Consider the following 19,375-nt stretch of genomic DNA (forward strand, 5'->3'; position numbering starts at 1 on the left):
ATGCAGCTGCGCGGTGACGTGGTGATCCTGCCGGACCGGGACGTGGAACGGACCGCGGTGCTCGCGGGTCTGGGCAGACAGGACGTGCTCGTGGTGTTCGACTACCGCCGCTACGAACCCGACAAGGTCGTCATCACCGAGCTGGCCAGGGAAGGTGGCAGCAATATCGTGCTGTTCACCGATGCCTGGCTCTCGCCGGTGACCAATCTCGCCGACGTCGTCCTGCCCAGCCGGGTCGCCGCTCCGTCGCCGTACGACAGCATGGTGCCGACGCTGGCTACGGTCGAGACGGTCCTCGCGGGCGTACTCGGGCAGCTCGGCGAGGAGGGGCGCGTCCATCTGGAGCACAGCGAGAACGTCGCACGGCGGGCCGGGATCCAGCCCGCCGACAAGAGGCCGGACGCCCCGTAGCCAGGGGGAAGGCACGGGCCCCCGACCACGGGTTCGCCGGTCCGGGGAAGTCATGGGCGAGCAGTGGGGTGGCTGCCGGAAATTGCGTTGCCCGCGCCCCGGCCCGCCACCATCATCTGCTCATGAACTCGATCGCCGTCCTCCTGTCGCCGACCCTCGCCGCCGCCCGACCGGTCCGGGGCCAGCAGCAGCCCGGCCCACCGCGGAGGCCGACCTCCCTGCACGCGTGATCGCCGCCTCGGTCGCGGGGCTCCTGGCCGGCTTGGGCATTGCCATGCCGATCGGAGCCGTAGGGGCCTACCTGGTGACCCTGACGGCCCGGACGTCTCTGAAGACCGGTGCCGCAGCCGCGCTCGGTGTCGCAACGGCCGACGGCCTCTATGCGCTGGTCGCGGTCGTCGGAGGTTCGTCGCTCACCCGTGTCATCGAGCCCGTCGCACTGCCCCTTCGCTGGGCGTCGGCGCTGGTGCTCGTCGCGCTGGCGGCAGTGGGTGGGGCCACGGCAATCGGCAGGTACCGCAAGCGGCATTCGGCGGTCCGGGCCGACGGTCCACCGCTCGGCCCCGCGCGGGCCTATCTGGGGCTGCTCGGAATGACGATGCTGAACCCCACCACCGTGATCTACTTCGCGGCGCTGGTGCTCGGCAGCCGGACGGCCGCTGCGGATCCGGACCGCTGGGAACAGTCGGTGTTCGTCCTCGCGGCCTTCGCGGCATCCGCGGGCTGGCAACTGGTGCTCGCCGGTGGGGGAGCGCTGCTCGGCCGTGCGCTGACCAGCCATCGTGGGCGGCTCGTCACCGCCCTGGCCTCCAGCACGCTGATCACCGCACTCGCCGTCCATCTGCTCGTCCCGTCGTCATGACGCCGGGCTGCCGGCCGAAACGGCCGGCAGCCCGGGCCCTGCTCAACGTCGCCCGCCGGGCGCGACGGCCCGCCTCAGTCCGCGGACACCGTCCATCCGTTGGCCTCGATACGCCCCGCGTCGGCGGACCTGCTGTCGTCGAAGACCGTACGGCCGTGGTCCTCGACCCGGATGCCGTCCACGTACGCCCCGCGTCCGACGTACAGCTGGTCCGTGGTGTACCGCCACCGCAGCCGCACCTCCTTGTCGCGCCAGGCGGCAAGGTCCGCTTCCAGCCGGTGCCAGACCCGGCCCGACCAGCCGGAGACGGAGCCGGCCGGATGCGGTTCGGGCTCCGTCCCGTCGTGTTCGGCCTCCGTCGGCACGGTGGTGAACGGCACCGGCTGCCAGCTCGCCCCGGCGTCCGAGGAGGCCTCGAGGAACAAGAAGTCGGAGCCCGGCTCGGTGTCCCACCACAGCGCGCAGCTCAGCGCGGCACGCGATGTCACCGGACGCAGCACGGGCAGTGCGAGCGTGGCGGAGGCGGCGCTCGCCATGCCGGAGAACCAGGCGGTACGGCCCTGGGCCGGGCGCACCGCCACCGCTCGCGCCATCTGGTTCGCGGTGGCGACCCGTGGTGCGCTGCCGGAGCGCCAAGTGCGCACCGGGTGGACCGAGTTGCCAAGCACGATCAGGAACGAGTCGGTCGTCGGATCGAGGACCACGCTGGTGCCCGTGAAGCCGGTGTGGCCCGCGGTGCGCGGGGTGGCCATCGCTCCCATGTACCAGTGCTGGTAGAGCTCGAAGCCGAGCCCGTGCGCGTCCCCCGGGAACGCGGTGTTGAAGTCGGTGAACAGGAGCTCCACCGACTCGTCGGAGAGGATTCTCGCGTGCCCGTAGACGCCGCCGTTGAGCAGCGTTCGGGCGAGGATCGCCAGGTCCCAGGCGCAGGAGAAGACTCCGGCATGGCCCGCCACCCCGTCCAGGCTGTAGGCGTTCTCGTCGTGCACCTCGCCCCAGACGAGGCCGCGGTCCAGGCCGGACCAGGGCAGCCGGGCGTCCTCGGTCGCCGCGATCTTCGGCTTCCAGGCGGCGGGCGGGTTGTAACGAGTGCGGTGCATACCGAGCGGAGCGGTGATCTCCTCGCGGAGCAGGACATCCTCGGTGCGGCCGGTGATCTTCTCCAGGACCAGCTGCAACGAGATCAGATTGAGGTCGGAGTAGAGGTACACGGTGCCGGGCGGGTTGGCCGGCACCTCGTTCCACAGCAGCTCCAGCTTGCCCTCCCGCGTCGGCGCCTTGTAGAGCGGAATCCAGGCACGGAAACCCGACGTGTGCGTCAGCAGCTGACGGATCGTGATGTCCTGCTTGCCGCCGCCCGCGAAGTCGGGCAGATACGAGGCGACCTTCGCCTCCAGCTCCAGCGCCCCGCGCTCGATCTGCTGCACGGCCAGGATCGAGGTGAACAGCTTCGACACCGACGCCAGATCGAAGACCGTGTCCTCGGCCATCGCGATCTGCTGGTCCGCCGGGAACTCCACCCCGGTGTCGGTCTTCTCGTCGTACGCCGCGTACCGCACCGCCTTGCCGATCGGCCGGTGCAGGGCCACCGTGCCACCGCGCCCCGCGAGCAGCACCGCGCCCGCGAACCACGGGTGCTTGGGGGAGGCGCCGAGGAACTTCTCGGCGTCGGTGACCAATTGGTCCAGCGGACCCTGCAACAGGCCCGCGCGGGCGGCGGAACCGCGCCGCAGCGTCGGCCGGCCGTGCGCGGCACTCGCGCCCGGCCCCGATGCCGCCGCCTCCGGTGTCCCCGACGATCCCGCCGCGGACTCCATGGCCGACGCCGTCTCCGCGAACGGAATCGGTGCCAGGGCGAGCGCCCCGCCCAGTGCCAGCATCCCGCCGCTCAGCCTGCGCCGGCTGATTCCTCTGCCGGTTGCGTCCTCGGTCATCCGGAACCCCTTCCTACCGGGTGAAAGTAACTTTCGTCATCCAGTCCTGTGGTGAAACTTCCTGCCGTCGCAGAGATTACTGTCACCCCTGCCGTCCCGGAGGCTCCCGGCGCCACAAAGAATCTGACACTGCATCAGAAAACCTCTTCCTTCGGATGTCCGACTGCGGCATCCTGCCGCCCATGGAGACGGAGCTGAGCAAGAAACTGGGAGTCGAGCACGCCATCTTCGGCTTCACGCCGTTCCCGGCGGTGGCCGCGGCCATCACCCGGGCCGGCGGGTTCGGCGTACTCGGCGCGGTCCGCTACACCGCCCCCGACGAGCTCGCGCGCGACCTCGACTGGATGCAGGAGCACACCGAGGGCAAGCCGTACGGCCTCGATGTCGTCATGCCCGCCAGAAAGGTGGAGGGGGTGACCGAGGCCGATGTCGAGGCGATGATCCCGGTCGGACACCGCCGGTTCGTCCAGGACACCCTCGCCAAGCACGGCGTACCCGAACTCGCCGAGGGCGAGGCCTCCGGCTGGCGGATCACCGGATGGATGGAGGAGGTCGCCCGCAACCAGCTCGGCGTCGCCTTCGAGTACCCCATCAAGCTGCTCGCCAACGCACTCGGTTCGCCACCCGCCGACGTCGTGCAACGCGCACATGACGGGAACGTTCTCGTCGCCGCCCTCGCCGGGAGCGCCAGACACGCCCGGCACCACGCGGAGGCGGGCATCGACATCGTCGTCGCCCAGGGGTACGAGGCGGGCGGCCACACCGGTGAGATCGCCTCCATGGTCCTCGTCCCCGACGTCGTCGACGCCGTGGGACCGCTCCCCGTCCTCGCCGCCGGAGGTATCGGCAGCGGAGAGCAGATCGCCGCCGGACTCGCCCTGGGAGCGCAGGGCGTCTGGCTCGGCTCGCTCTGGCTGACGACCGAGGAGGCCGACCTGCACTCCCGCGCGCTGACCCGCAAACTCCTTGCCGCAGGTTCCGGCGACACCGTCCGCTCCCGCGCCCTCACCGGTAAACCCGCACGTCAGCTCCGTACCGAATGGACCGACGCCTGGGACGACCCTTCGGGGCCCGGCACGCTCCCCATGCCGCTCCAGGGACTGCTGGTCGCCGAGGCCGTCTCCCGCATCCAGAAGTACGAGACCGGCGCACTGCTCGGCACCCCCGTAGGCCAGATCGTCGGCAGGATGAACACCGAACGCAGCGTGCAGGCCGTCTTCGACGACCTGACCAGCGGCTTCGAACGCGCCGTGGACCGGATCAACCGCATCGCCGGACGGAGCGTCGCATGAACCAGCCCGCGAACGGCTTCTGGGCCCAGGCCGCAGCAGACCCCGACCGTACGGTCCTCGTCTCGCCCGACGGGCAGACCTGGACCGCGGGCCGGCTGCACGCCGCTGCCAACCGCCTGGTCCACGGGCTGCGTGCAGCAGGGCTCCGGCAGGGCGACGCGTTCGCCGTCGTCCTCCCCAACGGCGTCGAGTTCTTCACCGCCTACCTCGCGGCCACCCAGGCCGGCTTCTACCTCGTACCCGTCAACCACCATCTCGTCGGCCCCGAGATCGCCTGGATCGTCTCCGACTCCGGCTCCAAGGTGCTGATCGCGCACGAGCGGTTCACCGACGCCGCGACCGCCGCCGCGGACGAGGCGAAGCTGCCCGCGAGCCACCGGTACGCCGTCGGCGAGGTCGACGGCTTCCGCCCCTACGCCGACCTGCTCGACGGGCAGTCCTACGTCCCGCCCGACGACCGCACACTCGGCTGGGTCATGAACTACACCTCCGGCACCACCGGCCGGCCGCGCGGCATCCGCCGCCCGCTGCCCGGCAGGCTCCCGGAGGAGAGCCATCTCGGCGGATTCCTCGGCATCTTCGGCATCAGGCCGTTCGACGACAACGTCCACCTGGTCTGCTCGCCGCTCTACCACACCGCCGTACTCCAGTTCGCGGGCGCCGCCCTGCACATCGGGCACCCCCTGGTGCTGATGGACAGGTGGGCGCCCGAGGAGATGCTGCGGGTCATCGACGCCCACCGCTGCACGCACACGCACATGGTCCCCACCCAGTTCCACCGCCTGCTGGCCCTGCCCGACAAGGTGAAGGAGCGGTACGACGTCACCTCGATGCGGCATGCCATCCATGGCGCGGCCCCCTGCCCCGACCACGTCAAACGCGCCATGATCGACTGGTGGGGACGGTGCGTCGAGGAGTACTACGCCGCCAGCGAGGGCGGCGGGGCGTTCGCCACCGCCGAGGACTGGCTGAAGAAGCCCGGCACGGTCGGGAAGGCCTGGCCGATCAGTGAACTCGCCGTCTTCGACGACGACGGCAACCGCCTCGCGCCGGGCGAACTGGGCACCGTCTACATGAAGATGAGCACCGGCGGCTTCAGCTATCACAAGGACAGGACCAAGACGGAGAAGAACCGCATCGGCGACTTCTTCACCGTCGGCGACCTCGGCATCATCGACGAGGACGGCTATCTCTTCCTCCGCGACCGCAAGATCGACATGATCATCTCGGGCGGCGTGAACATCTACCCCGCCGAGATCGAAGCCGCCCTCCTCGCCCACCCCGCGGTCGCCGACGCCGCCGTCTTCGGCATCCCGCACGCCGACTGGGGCGAGGAGGTCAAGGCGGTCGTCGAACCGGCCGAAGGACACCCACCGGGCGACGGGTTCGCCACCGAGATCCTCGCCCACTGCGCACAGCGGCTCGCCGGGTACAAACGCCCCAAGAGCGTCGACTTCATCGAGACGATGCCACGCGATCCGAACGGCAAGCTGTACAAGCGACGGCTGCGCGACCCGTACTGGGAAGGCCACCGGCGGCCCCTGTGACCGACGGGCCGGTACCCTGCCGTCTCCGGGCGGGGTACCGGCCCGCAGCGGACTACCGGTGCTCGTGCACCCGCACCACCCGCAGTGCGGGCGAGCGTGCGATGTCCTTCTCGCAGAACCGGGAGGTCACCCAGCGCTCACCCGAGTAGAGCTCGGTCTGGTCGCTGAAGTGCGGAGACTTCGGATTCGACGACTGGGAGTACGTCAGCAGGGTCCGGGCCACCGGGCACTTGGAGCCGTCCCAGCCGACCGCCTGGACATAACTGGAGCCGGCCGACACCTCGGTGTAACCGCCACTCGCCGTGTCCCACACCGGCTCCGTCTTGTTCCAGATGCCGAGGGACTCCGTACCACCGCCGACCGGGATGCGCTTCCCGTTCCGCACGACCCCTTGGTGGTCGCCGAGCGGTGCGTCCAGAGCGATCCCGGCCGCGCGCAGCTCGGCGACCGCGTCGGCGAGCGCCGAAGTGACACCCGGGGCCGAGGTGTTCAGCGTGTTCGGGGTACGGACCGGGTCCGCGGCGGAGAAGGGCACCTTCCACAGCCCGGCCGATGGCAACGTCGTGGCCCTGCGCCAGAACCGGTCGAAGAGCAGCGCGCCCCGGCTGCCGGTGTCGACCCTCCGGTCCCACTGGGCAAGAACACCGCATGCCGCCGAGACATCGACGGCTGTCCCGTCGCTGCCGACGGCACGCCCGCCGGGCAGCGCGGCGCAGGCGCGCGCCAGGTCGGCCGCGGCCAGATCTCCGGCCGGGGCGCGGTTCGCGTACTGCTGGTCCTGCAGGTCACCGACGGTGAGGCGGCCCTTCTCCGCCATCGCCGACACATCCTCGATCGCGCCCCGGGTCCGCATCGACCGGGGCGCGGCGACCGTACCGAAGACCCGCTCGAAGCCGGTCAGCGGAGCGGCGGCGTTGGTCAGCCAGGCGCTGTCGTTGGAGTTCTCGACGTACGGGGCATCCTTGACGGTCGGCATCCGGCCCGGCCCGAAGATGCCGGGCTGCACCGCGTCCGGGTCCGAACCGAGCGCACAGTCGCTCCTCGAACCGTCCAGCACCGCGAGCCCGGACGACGGGTACGTCGCCCGGCCCAGCGGGGTGGAGCACCGCTGGGCGAGCTCGTCCGTGATCCTCGGCAGCACCTGCGACTGGGAGAAGAACGAATGCCCCGACGAATCGGCGGCGATGGTGTTCACCCACGGCAGCCCCTGGGTGCGGCGCAACGCGGTCTGGATGTCCGCGGTGCTGCGGGCCCTGCTGAACCCGAGACCGGTGTCCGGGGACCGCAGATTCGTGGCGTTCGGGTCGTTGAGCGCATACGCGGTGGTCGCCGTCCACGGCAGCGGCAGCCCGGCACCGAGCGAGGTGACGACCGGGCCGTACCGGGTCCACCACTGCGTGCGGGTCACCGCTGCGCCGCCCTTCACGGCCACCGAGACCGTGCGCTCCACCATGTGCTCCGGCCGGCCGTCCACCAGATACACGGTCGGATCCGCCGGGTCGAGGGTCAGCTGGTGCAGATTGAGGGTGACACCGGTGGCGACCGTGTGGCTCCACGCGATGTTCGCGTTGTGCCCGATCGACACGGTCGCCGAGCCGAGCAGCGAACCGCCCGCCACGTTCAGCTCCCCGGGGATGGTCTGCTGCGACTGCCAGAACCGCCGCCCGCCCTGCCACGGGTAGTGCGGATTACCCAGCAGCAGCCCACGCCCGTTCGCCGTCGAACTACCGCGGAAGGCAACCGCGTTGGAGCCCATGTCCGCGTTCTGCGTGGACAGCAGCCGCTGCGCCGCCTGCGCGGCGTCCGTGGGCGGGACACCGGGCGACGCGGCCGCGCCCGTCGGCGGCTGCGCCGCTGTGATGCCGTCGATGCCGCGGCCCTGACCGCCCAGCACGGACAGCGCGAAGGCTCGGGTCGTGACATCCAGGGCCGTCACCGGCCGCACCCAGTCGGCGTCCCGGCAGGCCGGATCCGTAATCCGGTTCTGGGCCAGCCAGGCGTTGTAGCCGGCCGCCCAGCCGCGTTCCAGCTCCTTCACCTCATGGCTCTGCCCCGCCGGAGCGGGCACCTTCAGCAGTCTCTCGACGGTGTGGCTGTCGCGTATCCCGCGGAAGTAGAGATCACTGGAGAGGTTCTTCGTCGCGGAGGACAGCGAGCCGTCCGGCGCGCCGTCCGGACCGAAGTACCTCGACCGCTCGCCGCGCAGCGTCACGAAGCCGTCGGCGAGCGTGCACACCTGGTCGGCGGCCTGCGCCCAGCCGTTGCCGAACCCGAGATCCGCGTAGTCCTTCGCCACGATGTGCGGGATGCCGTACTCGGTGTAGCGGATCACGGCGGACAGCCCGCCGCCCGACGGGTGCCGGCCGTGCGAGGGACCGGCCGCGGCCGGTGGCAGGGACGCCGACACGGTGAACAGAGCGAGACCGGATACCGCGAGAAGTCTCAGACGGTTTCGGAGGGGCAAGGGTCCTCCCAACTGTGCGTGCACGAAAGGCGGTTGCTCGGATCGTCCGAGGCGCCACGCGCAACTCAGCCAGCACCCGCGTACCCCTGTCAACATCGAGGCCGGTATCCGCACTTGACCACCGGGCCCCGGCCGCACAGGATCACGCCATGACAGGTGTACGCAGCTCCACAGTCGACGGCGTCGTGACGCGCAGCGCCCGGCGCACTCCTGATCGCACCGCCGTGCGGTATGCCGAACGGTCCTGGACCTACCGGGCCCTCGACACGGCGGTCAGCACCGCGGCCGCCGTCCTCCTCGACGGGCACGGCCTGCACCCCGGCGACCGGGTCGCCTCCTACGCACACAACTCCGACGCGTACCTGATCGCGTACCTCGCCTGCGCCCGCGCCGGCCTGGTCCATGTGCCGGTCAACCAGAATCTCACCGGCGAAGACCTGACGTACATCCTGCAGCAGTCGGGCAGCGCCCTCGTCCTCACCGATCCGGACCTCGCCGACCGGATCCCGGCCGGTTTCGCGGTACGTCCGCTGCGCGACGCGCCGCACTCCCTTCTCGGTGAACTCGCCACCCCACGCCCCTTCACCGCCGGGCGCGAACCGACCGCCGACGACCTGGTGCAGCTGCTCTACACATCGGGCACCACCGCGCTCCCCAAGGGCGCGATGATGACGCACGGCGCCCTGGTCCACGAGTACGTCAGTGCGATCACCGCCCTCGATCTGCGTCCCACCGACCGGCCCGTCCACTCACTGCCGCTCTACCACTCCGCGCAGATGCACGTCTTCCTGCTGCCGTACCTCGCGGTCGGCGCGGAGAACACCATCCTCGACGCGCCCGAAGCCGGCCGGATCTTCGACCTCGTCGAGGCCGGGCAGGCGGACAGTCTGTTCGCCCCGCCGACCGTCTGGATCGGCCTCGCCAATCACCCGGAGTTCGCCACCCGCGACCTCGGCGGGCTGCGCAAGGCGTACTACGGGGCGTCGATCATGCCGGTTCCCGTGCTGGAACGGCTCCGTGAGCGGTTGCCCGCGCTATCCTTCTACAACTGCTTCGGGCAGAGCGAGATCGGCCCGCTCGCCACCGTCCTCGGGCCCGACGAGCACGAGGGCCGGATGGACTCCTGCGGCCGGCCGGTGCTCTTCGTCGAGGCGCGAGTCGTCGACGAGCACGGCAAGGAGGTCCCCGACGGGACGGCGGGCGAGGTCGTCTACCGCTCCCCGCAGCTGTGCGAGGGCTACTGGGACAAGCCGGAGGAGACCGCCGAGGCGTTCCGCGACGGCTGGTTCCACTCCGGCGATCTGGCGGTCCGGGACCCGGAGGGCTTCTTCACCGTCGTCGACCGGGTGAAGGACGTCATCAACTCCGGCGGTGTCCTCGTCGCCTCCCGCCAGGTCGAGGATGCCCTCTACACCCACCCCGCCGTCGCGGAGACCGCCGTCGTCGGGCTCCCCGACGAGCGCTGGATCGAAGCCGTCACCGCCGTCGTGGTCCTGCGCGCCGACGCCACGGAACAGCAGCTGCTCGACCACGTGCGGGAACGGCTCGCCCACTTCAAGGCCCCGAAGAGAGTCCTCTTCGTGGACGAGCTGCCGCGCAACGCCAGCGGAAAGATCCTCAAGCGCGAGCTCAGGGACCGGTTCGCGCTCCCTGGGTGACGATCGCGCCGCAGCCGATGCCGACGACGGACCCCGACACGTCGACGGCCCGTGCGGAGGCCGGGAACACCGCCGTGCCCGCCCGATCCGCCGTCGGTGAGCGGCGCCCGCTCCCCGGCGGCAGGCGCTCAGTGCCCGCCGCGCTCGTCCACGATCCGCTTGAACTTGCCGACCGACCGCTCCAGCGTCTCGGGGTCGACTATCTCGACCCCCACCGACACCCCGATGCCCTCCTTGACAGCCGTCGCGATCGCGAGTGCTGCCGCCGCCCGCTGGTCCGGCGTCGACTCCGCCCGCGCCTCCGCCCGCACCGTCAGCGCGTCGAGCCGGCCCTCGCGGGTCAGCCGGAGCTGGAAGTGCGGTGCCACGCCGGGTGTACGCAGGACGATCTCCTCGATCTGGGTCGGGAAGAGATTCACTCCGCGAAGGATCACCAGGTCGTCGCTGCGCCCGGTGACCTTCTCCATCCGCCGGAAGACCCTGGCCGTGCCGGGCAGCAGCCGGGTCAGATCCCGGGTCCGGTAGCGGATCACCGGCATGGCCTCCTTGGTGAGCGAGGTGAAGACGAGCTCCCCCTCCTCGCCCTCCGGCAGCACCTCACCGGTCAGCGGGTCGACGACCTCCGGATAGAAGTGGTCCTCCCAGATGTGCAGTCCGTCCTTCGTCTCGACGCACTCCTGCGCGACGCCCGGGCCGATCACCTCCGACAGGCCGTAGATGTCGACCGCGTCGATGGCGAACCGCTCCTCGATCTCCCGGCGCATCTCCTGCGTCCACGGCTCGGCACCGAATAGCCCGACGTTCAGCGATGTCGTACGGGGATCGACGCCCTGCCGCTCGAACTCGTCGAGGAGTGTGAGCATGTACGACGGCGTGATCATGATGATCTCCGGCCGGAAGTCCTGGATCAGCTGCACCTGGCGGGCAGTCATGCCGCCGGAAGCGGGGATTACTGTGCAGCCGAGGCGCTCCGCTCCGTAGTGTGCCCCGAGTCCGCCGGTGAACAGCCCGTACCCGTAGGCCACATGGACCTTCTGGCCCGGGCGGCCGCCGGCCGCACGGATCGAGCGGGCGACCACGTCCGCCCAGGTGTCGAGGTCTGCCTGGGTGTAGCCGACGACGGTGGGGTGGCCCGTGGTCCCGCTGGACGCATGGATGCGCCGTACCCGGCCCTCCGGCACCGCGAACATGCCGAACGGATAGTTGTCCCGCAGATCGGTCTTCGTCGTGAACGGGAAGCGGGCCAGGTCGGCGAGACCGCGGCAGTCGTCCGGGCGCAGCCCCGCCGCGTCGAACGCCGCACGGTAGAAGCCGACGTGGTCGTACGCATGGTGAAGTGTGGCGCGCAGACGCTCCAGCTGCAGCGCCTCCAGCTCCGTGCGGTCGAGTCGTTCCGCCGCGTCCAGCAGAGCCGTCATCCCGATCTCCCTCGTCCCGAGCAGACGACCGATCATTCGGTCGATCGTTACGGGAGCAGTAATTCAGGATGATCCGCAACCTGGCAAGGGGGGCGACACGATCGTGCAGGTCGGAGCCGAACCGCGGTGCGGATACGCTCACACCGAACACCGGTGCAGCCCGGCGCGGTGCCTGTTTGGATGGCGTGCATGCCGTTCTTTCACACATATGACGGGACCGAGCTCACCTACCACCTCCAGGGCGACGGTGAGCCACTGATCTGTGTGCCCGGTGGGCCGATGCGGGCCGCCGTCTACCTCGGCGACCTGGGCGGACTCTCCGCCCACCGGCAGTTGGTGATGCTCGATCTGCGGGGGACGGGCGACTCCGCGGTGCCCGACGACCCCGCGACGTACCGCTGCGATCGACTCGTCGACGACGTCGAGGCGCTGCGCGTACACCTGGGCCTGGAGCGCATCGACCTGCTGGGGCACTCCGCGTCCGGCAACCTGGTCGAGCTCTACGCCGCCCGGTATCCGCAGCGGCTGCGCTCGCTCACGCTCGTCACTCCGGGAACCCGGGCCGTCGGAGTGGAGACGACCGACCCGGACCGGACCGAAGCCTTCGCACTGCGCAGCGGCGAACCCTGGTACGACGCCGGAGTCTCGGCACTGAAGGAAATCCGGGCCGGACGAGGCGGGAGCGAGCAGTGGGCGGCGGTCGAGCCGTTCGCCTACGGACGGTGGGAGGCCGCGGCTCGGACGCATGCCGCCGGGAAAGCGGCACAGTGCAATGCCGGGGCGATGGCCGTCTACCACCAGGACGGCGCCTTCGACACGGCGGCCACGGTTGCCGCGCTGCACGACCTGCCGGTCCCGGTGCTCGTCCTCGCGGGGGAGTACGACGCAGCACCGACCCCCGACCGCGCCGCCGAACTGGCCGCGCTTTTTCCGCACGCCGAGTTCGCCGTGCAGCGCGGTGCCGCGCACTTCCCGTGGCTCGACGACCCCGGCGCGTTCGTCCGCACCGTCCGTGCGTTCCTCGACCCCGAGGTGCACAGCGTGCAGGCGGGCGGCATACGGCTCGCCTACCGCGTCTGGGGCGATCCGTCCGCCCCGCCCGTGGTCCTCGCCCACGGGCGGGGCGGCGACAGCCGGGACTGGACGGAGATCGCCGAACAGCTCGCCGCCGACCATCGGGTGTACGCACTCGACTTCCGCGGGCACGGCCTCAGCGACTGGACCGGCCGCTATTCATTCGAGCTGTTCCGCGACGATCTGCACGCGTTCATGGAGGCCCGCAATCTGGCCGGCGCCACCGTTGTCGGGCACTCGATGGGCGGCGCCGCCGCCTATCTGCTCGCCGAACGCGAACCCGGCCTGATCGGCAGACTCGTCATCGAGGAAGCTCCGACGCTCATCCCGCTGGACCCGCCGCGTCCGCCTGCCGAACGCCCGGACCAGGAGCTCGACTTCGACTGGCCGGTCGTCCCGTCGATCGACGCCCAGCTCAACGACCCCGATCCGACGGGCCGTGAGCGCCTCGGCGACATCACGGCCCCGACACTCGTCATCGGCGGAGGCCCCGGCAGCCACCTCCCACAGGATCAACTCGCCCGGATGGCACGGCAGATACGCGACTGCCGGTTCGTCACCATCGACGCCGGACATCTCGTCCACACCGCCCGGCCCGCCGAATTCCTGGTGGCGCTACGGTCGTTCGGCATGGACTGAGACGTCGGCGACGGGTCCCGACGGACTCCGCCGTAGTCAGTCGCGGCTGAGCAGGGTGGTCAGGATCCCGTGCAGGGTCGCCTCGGGGTCGGCCACGGAACCGGCGGACCGCCAGGCCACGAAGCCGTCGGGGCGCACCAGCACCGCGCCCTCGGCGGTCGTACCGTGGGCCTCGGCCCAGTCCGCCCCGTTCTCCGGTTCCAGATCGGATCCGGAGCCGATGCCGAACGCGTCGAGCCGGAGCGACAGCCGGTCGGCGACACGCACGGCCGCACGGCGCCACGCGACATCCGAGCCGTCGCAGAGGAGCACGAACGAACGCTCGTACAGATCCAGTGTGGACTTGCGCTCACCGGACTGACGGACCCACAGATGCGGGGCCCGGGAGCCGGGGTCACCCGTCAGCTGCAATCCGCGGGGCACCACGGGCTGCTCGGGGTCGACGCCGACCACGGCGCCACGGACATAGCGGTAGCCCAGTGCCACGGGCAGCAGGCCGCCCTGCTTCCCGCCGCCCGCACCGGGAGGCGGGGCATAACCCGGGTGGCTGTGTTCCGCGGATCGGGCGGAGGCCCGCTCGCTCGTCGCCCTGGCCACCGGCTGCCGCTCCGCCTCGTACGTGTCGAGCAGTCCCGGGCCGGCCTCGCCGCGCAGCACGGCGGCGAGCTTCCAGGCGAGGTTGTGCGCGTCCTGGATACCGGTGTTGGAGCCGAACGCCCCGGTGGGGGACATCTCGTGGGCCGAGTCGCCGGCCAGGAACACCCGCCCGGAGCCGTACCGGTCGGCGACGCGCTCCGCGGCGTGCCACGGGGCCTTGCCGGTGATCTCCACATCGATGTCCGGGGCGCCCGTCGCCCGGCGGATGTGGTCCGCGCACCGCTCGTCGGTGAAGTCCTCGAGGGTCTCGCCCTGTTCCGGCTTCCACGGCGCGTGGAACACCCAGTCCTGCTCGTTGTCCACCGGCAGCAGCGCGCCGTCCGCCTCCGGGTTGGTGAGGTAGCACACGATGAACCGCCGGTCGCCCAGCACGTCGGCGAGCTTCTTGGACCGGAAGGTGATGCTGACGTTGTGGAACAGGTCGCCGGGGCCCGACCGGCCGATCCGCAGCTGCTCCCTGATCGGACTGCGCGGGCCGTCGGCCGCGATGAGGTAATCGGCGCGGACGGTCGTGTGCTCACCGGTCTCCCGGTTCTTCAGCACCGCGTCCACCGCTGACCCGTCCGAGTCGAAGCTGAGCAGCTCGGTGGAGAACCTCAGATCACTGCCCTGCTCACGGGCCTGGGCCAGCAGCACCGGCTCCAGATCGTTCTGGCTGCACAGGCACCAGCCGCTCGGGGTGAACCGGGCGAGTCCGCCACCTGGGTCGATCTCCTTGAACAGCCACTCCTGGTCGTCGCCGGTCAGCGAGCCCGCCTGGAGGATGCCATGGTTGTCGGCGAGGACCGAGGCTGCCTCCCGGATCCGCTGCTCCACCCCCGCCGTGCGGAACACCTCCATGGTCCGGACGTTGTTGCCGCGCCCCCGCGGATGGGTGGAGGTGGCCGCGTGCTTCTCGACCAGCAGATGCTCGATGCCGAGCCTGCCGAGGAAGAGCGATGCGGACAGGCCCACCAGCGAGCCTCCCACGATGAGGACTGGTACGCGGTGGTCGACGTTCTCGTTCATCAGTTGCTCCCGCTAGGACGCTGTGCAGATGCACTGTCCATGCCCTCGTGGGAGCCGTTCGGACGGCCGCCGGAGCGCTGCTCACCTGAACGGTTCATAAATCTCGCGTCAGCCGGACCAGCGTTTCACGATCGGTCACGGAGAGATGCCCGCGGTCCGGGGGCGGACCGTACACATCCGCCGGGAGAAGCCCCGCTCCGATTCCACTCGACAACCGACGGCCGGCCGACCGATACGGCCACCGCACCGTCTCGAAGGAGAGCGCAACCATGACCACCCTCTCGGAACGGATCTCGCAGTCCGCCTTCGACGGCTCCAGGCTGCGGATCGTTCTGCTGCTCGATCTGCACGACGGAGCCCAGAAGCAATTCCTGGAGGCGTATGAGGACATGCGCAACCAAGTGGCATCCGTCCCCGGACACATCAGCGACCAGCTGTGCCAGTCGATCGAGAACCCCTCCCAATGGCTCATCACCAGCGAATGGGAGAGCGCGCCGCCCTTCCTCGCCTGGGTCAACAGCGAGGAACACGTCAAGACGGTCCAGCCCCTGCACAGCTGCGTGCGCGACACCCGCTCGCTGCGCTACAGCATCCTGCGCGAGACCGGCAGCGCCTTCGACGCATTGCCCGAGTCGGCCAAGGGCGGCCTGCAGGCCTCGCCGCGGCTGGGTGACGGTGTGGTCCGCCACGCGCTCACGTTCACCGTCAGGCCGGGCACCGAGGAGGTCGTCGCCAAGATCCTCGCCGACTACGACTCACCGCAGTCGCGGGTCGACGAGCACACCCGGCTGCGCCGGACCTCGCTGTTCATGCACGGCAACCGCGTCGTACGCGCGGTGGAGGTCGAGGGCGACCTCCTCGCGGCGCTGCGTCACGTCTCCCGGCAGCCCGAGGTCAGGGCCGTCGAGGAGGCCATCAACCCGTACCTGGAGCAGGACCGGGACCTCACCGATCCCAACTCGGCCCGGATGTTCTTCACCCGGGCGGCGCTCCCCACGGTCCACCACGTGACGAGGGGCCGGCACAACCCCGACGAGATCCGCCGGCACGCGCTCTTCTACCAGGCCAAGGAGGGCTGCGGCATGGCGCTCGCCCGGCTCCTCGCCGGCTACGACGAAGAGGCCGCCGGCGACACGACGAGCCCGATCGACAGCAGCACCATCTTCCAGCGCGACGACATCGTCGTCCGGCTCCTCGAGGCCGTCGGCCCGCTCGACGCCCAGGCCGCCCAGGCGGTCGGGGTCGACGGACCCGGCAAGGTGGCCCGACTCGGACGCCTCCTCGACGAGGACGCCAACGCCGTCCCCACGAACGACCGGGAGATCTCCCGCTTCATCAAGCATGCCGAGATGAAGCTGATCACCGATCGGCGGGCCGCGGAGTCCTGAACCGCGCGTCAGCACCTGGGGGGTTCTCGCTCAACCCGTCACCATCACGCGCACTGCGCCAGGAGGAAAGCAGCCATGACCACGCACCGGCCACGCATCGTGGACCTCAGTGAGACCCAGCCCAACCGCAGGCGCGGAGGCGATCTGCGCGCCATGCTCACGCCGACTGCGGTGGGCGCCACCAGCGGCTTCATGGGGCTGGCCATCGTGCAGCCCGGCGACCGCATCGGAGAGCATTACCACCCGTACTCCGAGGAGTTCGTGTACGTCGTGAACGGTCTTCTGGAGGTGGACCTGGACGGTGAACCGCATGCCCTGCGGCCCGACCAGGGTCTGCTGATCCCTCCGCACGTACGCCACCGCTTCCGCAACGTGGGTGATGTGGAAGCGCGCATGGTCTTCCATCTCGGCCCGCTCGCCCCGCGCCCGGAGCTCGGCCACGTCGACACCGAGCACACCGAGACAGCGGACCGGGCCGCGCCGCCAGAACGAGCCGAGGCCGCTTCATGACGCGGCGCGTGGCGGTCACCGGGGTCGGCGTCGTCGCCCCGGGCGGAATCGGCGCGCCGGCCTTCTGGGACCTCCTCGCGAACGGACGCACCGCGACACGGGGCATCACCCTCTTCGACCCGGCCGGGTTCCGCTCCCGGATCGCCGCCGAGTGCGACTTCGACCCGGCACAGCACGGTCTGGACGAGGAGGAGATCGCCCGTGCGGACCGGTACGTCCAGTTCGCGCTGGTCGCCGCCCGGGAAGCCCTCGGCGACGCGGGTCTCGACCTGGAGAAGGTGGACCCCTGGCGGATCGGCGTCTCGCTCGGTACGGCGGTCGGCGGCACCACCCGACTGGAACACGACTACGTCGCCGTCAGCGGCAGCGGCGCCCGCTGGGACGTCGACCACCGCCCGGCGGGCCGGCACCTGGAGCGGGCCTTCTCGCCCAGTGCCCTCGCCTCGGCGGTGGCCGAGGAGGTCGGCGCGCACGGCCCGGTGCAGACCGTTTCGACGGGCTGCACCTCCGGCCTCGACGCGATCGGGTACGCCTTCCAGTCCATCGAGGAGGGCCGCGTCGACGTCTGCATCGCCGGCGCGTCCGACTCGCCGATCACCCCCATCACGGTGGCCTGTTTCGACGCGATCAAGGCGACCTCGGCGAACAACAGCGACCCGGAGCACGCCTCCCGGCCGTTCGACGCCCGCCGGGACGGCTTCGTGATGGGCGAGGGCGGAGCCGTGCTCGTCCTGGAGGAGCTGGAACACGCCCGCGCCCGTGGAGCGACCGTGTACTGCGAGATCGCCGGCTACTCCACCTTCGGCAACGCATATCACATGACCGGGCTGACTCCCGAGGGACGGGAGATGGCCGAGGCCATCAACCAGGCCCTCGGTCATGCCCGTATCGACGGTTCGGAGATCGACTACGTCAACGCGCACGGCTCCGGCACCAAGCAGAACGACCGGCACGAGACGGCCGCGGTGAAACGTGCCCTGGGCGCACACGCCTACGAAGTGCCCATGAGCTCCATCAAGTCCATGGTCGGTCACTCACTCGGTGCCATCGGTGCCATCGAGATCGCCGCCTGCGTCCTTGCGTTGGTCAACCAGACAGTGCCACCGACGGCGAACTACGAGACCCCCGACCCCGAATGCGACCTCGACTACGTGCCGCGTACCGCACGTCCCATGAAGCTGCGCAGCGTCCTGTCGGTCGGCAGCGGCTTCGGGGGTTTCCAGTCCGCGGTGGCCCTGACCAGAACAGGCGGGAGGACACGATGAACGTCCGAGAGGCCCGGCGCACCGTCGTCACGGGTATTGGTGTCGTCGCCCCCAACGGCACGACCACGGAATCGTTCTGGAAGACGACGCTGGAAGGGATAAACGTCCTCGACCGCGTCACCCGCGAAGGCTGCGAACATCTGCCGCTGCGGGTCGCCGGTGAGGTCCGGGGCTTCGACCCGGTGGAACTGGTGGAAGAGCGTTACCTCGTACAGACCGACCGGTTCACGCACTTCGCGATGGCCGCGGCGGATCTCGCGCTCGACGACGCCCGGCTCGGCCGGGCCGACTACGAGAACGCCCCGTTCGGCGTGGGCGTGGTGACCGCCGCCGGGTCGGGCGGCGGCGAGTTCGGCCAGCGCGAACTGCAACGGCTGTGGGGTCAGGGGTCGAAGTACGTCGGCCCCTACCAGTCCATCGCTTGGTTCTACGCCGCCAGCACCGGCCAGATCTCCATCCGGGGCGGTTTCAAGGGGCCCTGCGCCGTCGTCGCCAGCGACGAGGCGGGTGGCCTGGACGCGCTGGCGCACGCCGCCCGGACCATCCGTCGCGGCGCCGACGCGGTGGTGGTCGGCGCGGCCGAGGCTCCCCTGGCCCCGTACTCGGTCGTCTGCCAGCTCGGCTACGAGGACCTGAGTGTCTGCGACGACCCCGCACGGGCGTACCGCCCCTTCACCGCCGACGCCTGCGGCTTCGTGCCGGCCGAGGGCGGCGCCATGCTCGTGGTCGAGGAAGAGGGAGCGGTACTGCGCCGCGGGGCCAAGGTCAGGGCCGAACTGGCGGGCCATGCGGCGACGTTCACCGGGGCGTCCCGGTGGGCGGAGTCCAGGGAGGGCCTGTCCCGGGCGATCAGCGGTGCGCTCCGGGAGGCCGACTGCGCGCCGGAGGAGATCGACGTGATCTTCGCGGACGCGCTCGGAGTACCGGCGGCCGACCGGGCCGAGGCGCTGGCCATCGCCGACGCGCTCGGCGCCCACGGCAGGCGCGTACCGGTCACTGCGCCCAAGAGCGGGATCGGCAGGGCCTACTGCGGAGCGCCGGTGCTGGACGTGGCTGCCGCAGTGCTGGCCATGGAGGACGGTCTGATACCGCCCACCCCCAATGTGGTCGACGTGTGCCACGACCTCGACGTGGTCACCGGCCGGGCGCGCCCCGCCGAGCTGCGGACGGCGCTCGTGCTGAGCCGCGGCCTCATGGGATCGAACGCGGCGATCGTGCTGCGGCACCCCACCGACACCCACGCGTGAG

General features: G+C 70.7%; 14 protein-coding genes. 10 read left to right on the forward strand and 4 right to left on the reverse strand.

From position 1 onward, the window contains the following. Positions 1-411, forward strand: coding sequence for a MurR/RpiR family transcriptional regulator (locus ACFYP5_RS20975; RefSeq protein ID WP_389038055.1), 411 nt, complete (start codon positions 1-3; stop codon positions 409-411). Between the two features lie 226 nt (positions 412-637). Beyond that, positions 638-1,273 (forward strand): LysE/ArgO family amino acid transporter, encoded by a 636-nt coding sequence (locus tag ACFYP5_RS20980; RefSeq protein ID WP_389038057.1) that lies wholly within the window; start codon positions 638-640, stop codon positions 1,271-1,273. A 74-nt stretch (positions 1,274-1,347) separates the two neighbouring features. On the opposite strand, the gene ACFYP5_RS20985 is transcribed toward ACFYP5_RS20980, so the two are convergent. Further along, positions 1,348-3,207, reverse strand: coding sequence for a serine hydrolase (locus ACFYP5_RS20985; protein ID WP_389038060.1), 1,860 nt, complete (start codon positions 3,205-3,207; stop codon positions 1,348-1,350). Positions 3,208-3,389: 182 nt separating this feature from the next. Between ACFYP5_RS20985 and ACFYP5_RS20990 the strand changes: the two genes are divergently transcribed. Together ACFYP5_RS20990 and ACFYP5_RS20995 are read left to right on the forward strand one after the other, a co-directional pair. Beyond that, entirely contained in the window at positions 3,390-4,499 is a 1,110-nt protein-coding gene (locus ACFYP5_RS20990) for an NAD(P)H-dependent flavin oxidoreductase (RefSeq protein ID WP_389038062.1), read from the forward strand. Further along, positions 4,496-6,046, forward strand: a complete 1,551-nt coding sequence (locus ACFYP5_RS20995) for an acyl-CoA synthetase (protein WP_389038064.1) — start codon at positions 4,496-4,498, stop codon at positions 6,044-6,046. Before ACFYP5_RS20990 ends, ACFYP5_RS20995 begins: the two co-directional genes overlap by 4 nt. Positions 6,047-6,098: 52 nt before the next feature. On the opposite strand, the gene ACFYP5_RS21000 is transcribed toward ACFYP5_RS20995, so the two are convergent. After that, positions 6,099-8,510 (reverse strand): penicillin acylase family protein, encoded by a 2,412-nt coding sequence (locus tag ACFYP5_RS21000; RefSeq protein WP_389038067.1) that lies wholly within the window; start codon positions 8,508-8,510, stop codon positions 6,099-6,101. 149 nt (positions 8,511-8,659) lie between these two features. Between ACFYP5_RS21000 and ACFYP5_RS21005 the strand changes: the two genes are divergently transcribed. Beyond that, on the forward strand, positions 8,660-10,168 hold the full coding sequence (locus ACFYP5_RS21005) for an acyl-CoA synthetase (protein WP_389038070.1): 1,509 nt from the start codon (positions 8,660-8,662) through the stop codon (positions 10,166-10,168). Positions 10,169-10,296: 128 nt separating this feature from the next. Here the strand turns inward: ACFYP5_RS21005 and paaK are convergent, their stop codons facing one another. After that, positions 10,297-11,586, reverse strand: a complete 1,290-nt coding sequence (paaK, locus tag ACFYP5_RS21010; RefSeq protein ID WP_389038660.1) for a phenylacetate--CoA ligase PaaK — start codon at positions 11,584-11,586, stop codon at positions 10,297-10,299. A 189-nt stretch (positions 11,587-11,775) separates the two neighbouring features. Here paaK and ACFYP5_RS21015 point away from each other — a divergent pair, with 189 nt between their 5' ends. Further along, entirely contained in the window at positions 11,776-13,299 is a 1,524-nt protein-coding gene (locus ACFYP5_RS21015; RefSeq protein ID WP_389038073.1) for an alpha/beta fold hydrolase, read from the forward strand. Positions 13,300-13,335: 36 nt separating this feature from the next. Here the strand turns inward: ACFYP5_RS21015 and ACFYP5_RS21020 are convergent, their stop codons facing one another. Continuing rightward, positions 13,336-14,964 carry an FAD-dependent oxidoreductase gene (locus ACFYP5_RS21020; RefSeq protein WP_389038076.1) on the reverse strand — a complete coding sequence of 543 codons (1,629 nt, stop codon included), beginning with the start codon at positions 14,962-14,964 and terminating at the stop codon, positions 13,336-13,338. A gap of 269 nt (positions 14,965-15,233) precedes the next feature. Here ACFYP5_RS21020 and ACFYP5_RS21025 point away from each other — a divergent pair, with 269 nt between their 5' ends. From ACFYP5_RS21025 to ACFYP5_RS21040, 4 genes are all read left to right on the forward strand, one after another. After that, positions 15,234-16,352, forward strand: a complete 1,119-nt coding sequence (locus tag ACFYP5_RS21025) for a SchA/CurD-like domain-containing protein (protein ID WP_389038079.1) — start codon at positions 15,234-15,236, stop codon at positions 16,350-16,352. A gap of 75 nt (positions 16,353-16,427) precedes the next feature. Continuing rightward, on the forward strand, positions 16,428-16,862 hold the full coding sequence (locus ACFYP5_RS21030; protein WP_030928998.1) for a cupin domain-containing protein: 435 nt from the start codon (positions 16,428-16,430) through the stop codon (positions 16,860-16,862). Continuing rightward, positions 16,859-18,127, forward strand: coding sequence for a beta-ketoacyl-[acyl-carrier-protein] synthase family protein (locus tag ACFYP5_RS21035; protein WP_389038082.1), 1,269 nt, complete (start codon positions 16,859-16,861; stop codon positions 18,125-18,127). Before ACFYP5_RS21030 ends, ACFYP5_RS21035 begins: the two co-directional genes overlap by 4 nt. Then, positions 18,124-19,374, forward strand: coding sequence for a ketosynthase chain-length factor (locus ACFYP5_RS21040; RefSeq protein WP_389038085.1), 1,251 nt, complete (start codon positions 18,124-18,126; stop codon positions 19,372-19,374). The genes ACFYP5_RS21035 and ACFYP5_RS21040 overlap by 4 nt, the downstream gene beginning before the upstream one ends. The last annotated feature ends 1 nt before the right edge of the window (position 19,375 follow it).

This window comes from Streptomyces sp. NPDC005262 (assembly GCF_042872425.1).
Lineage (GTDB): Bacteria > Actinomycetota > Actinomycetes > Streptomycetales > Streptomycetaceae > Streptomyces.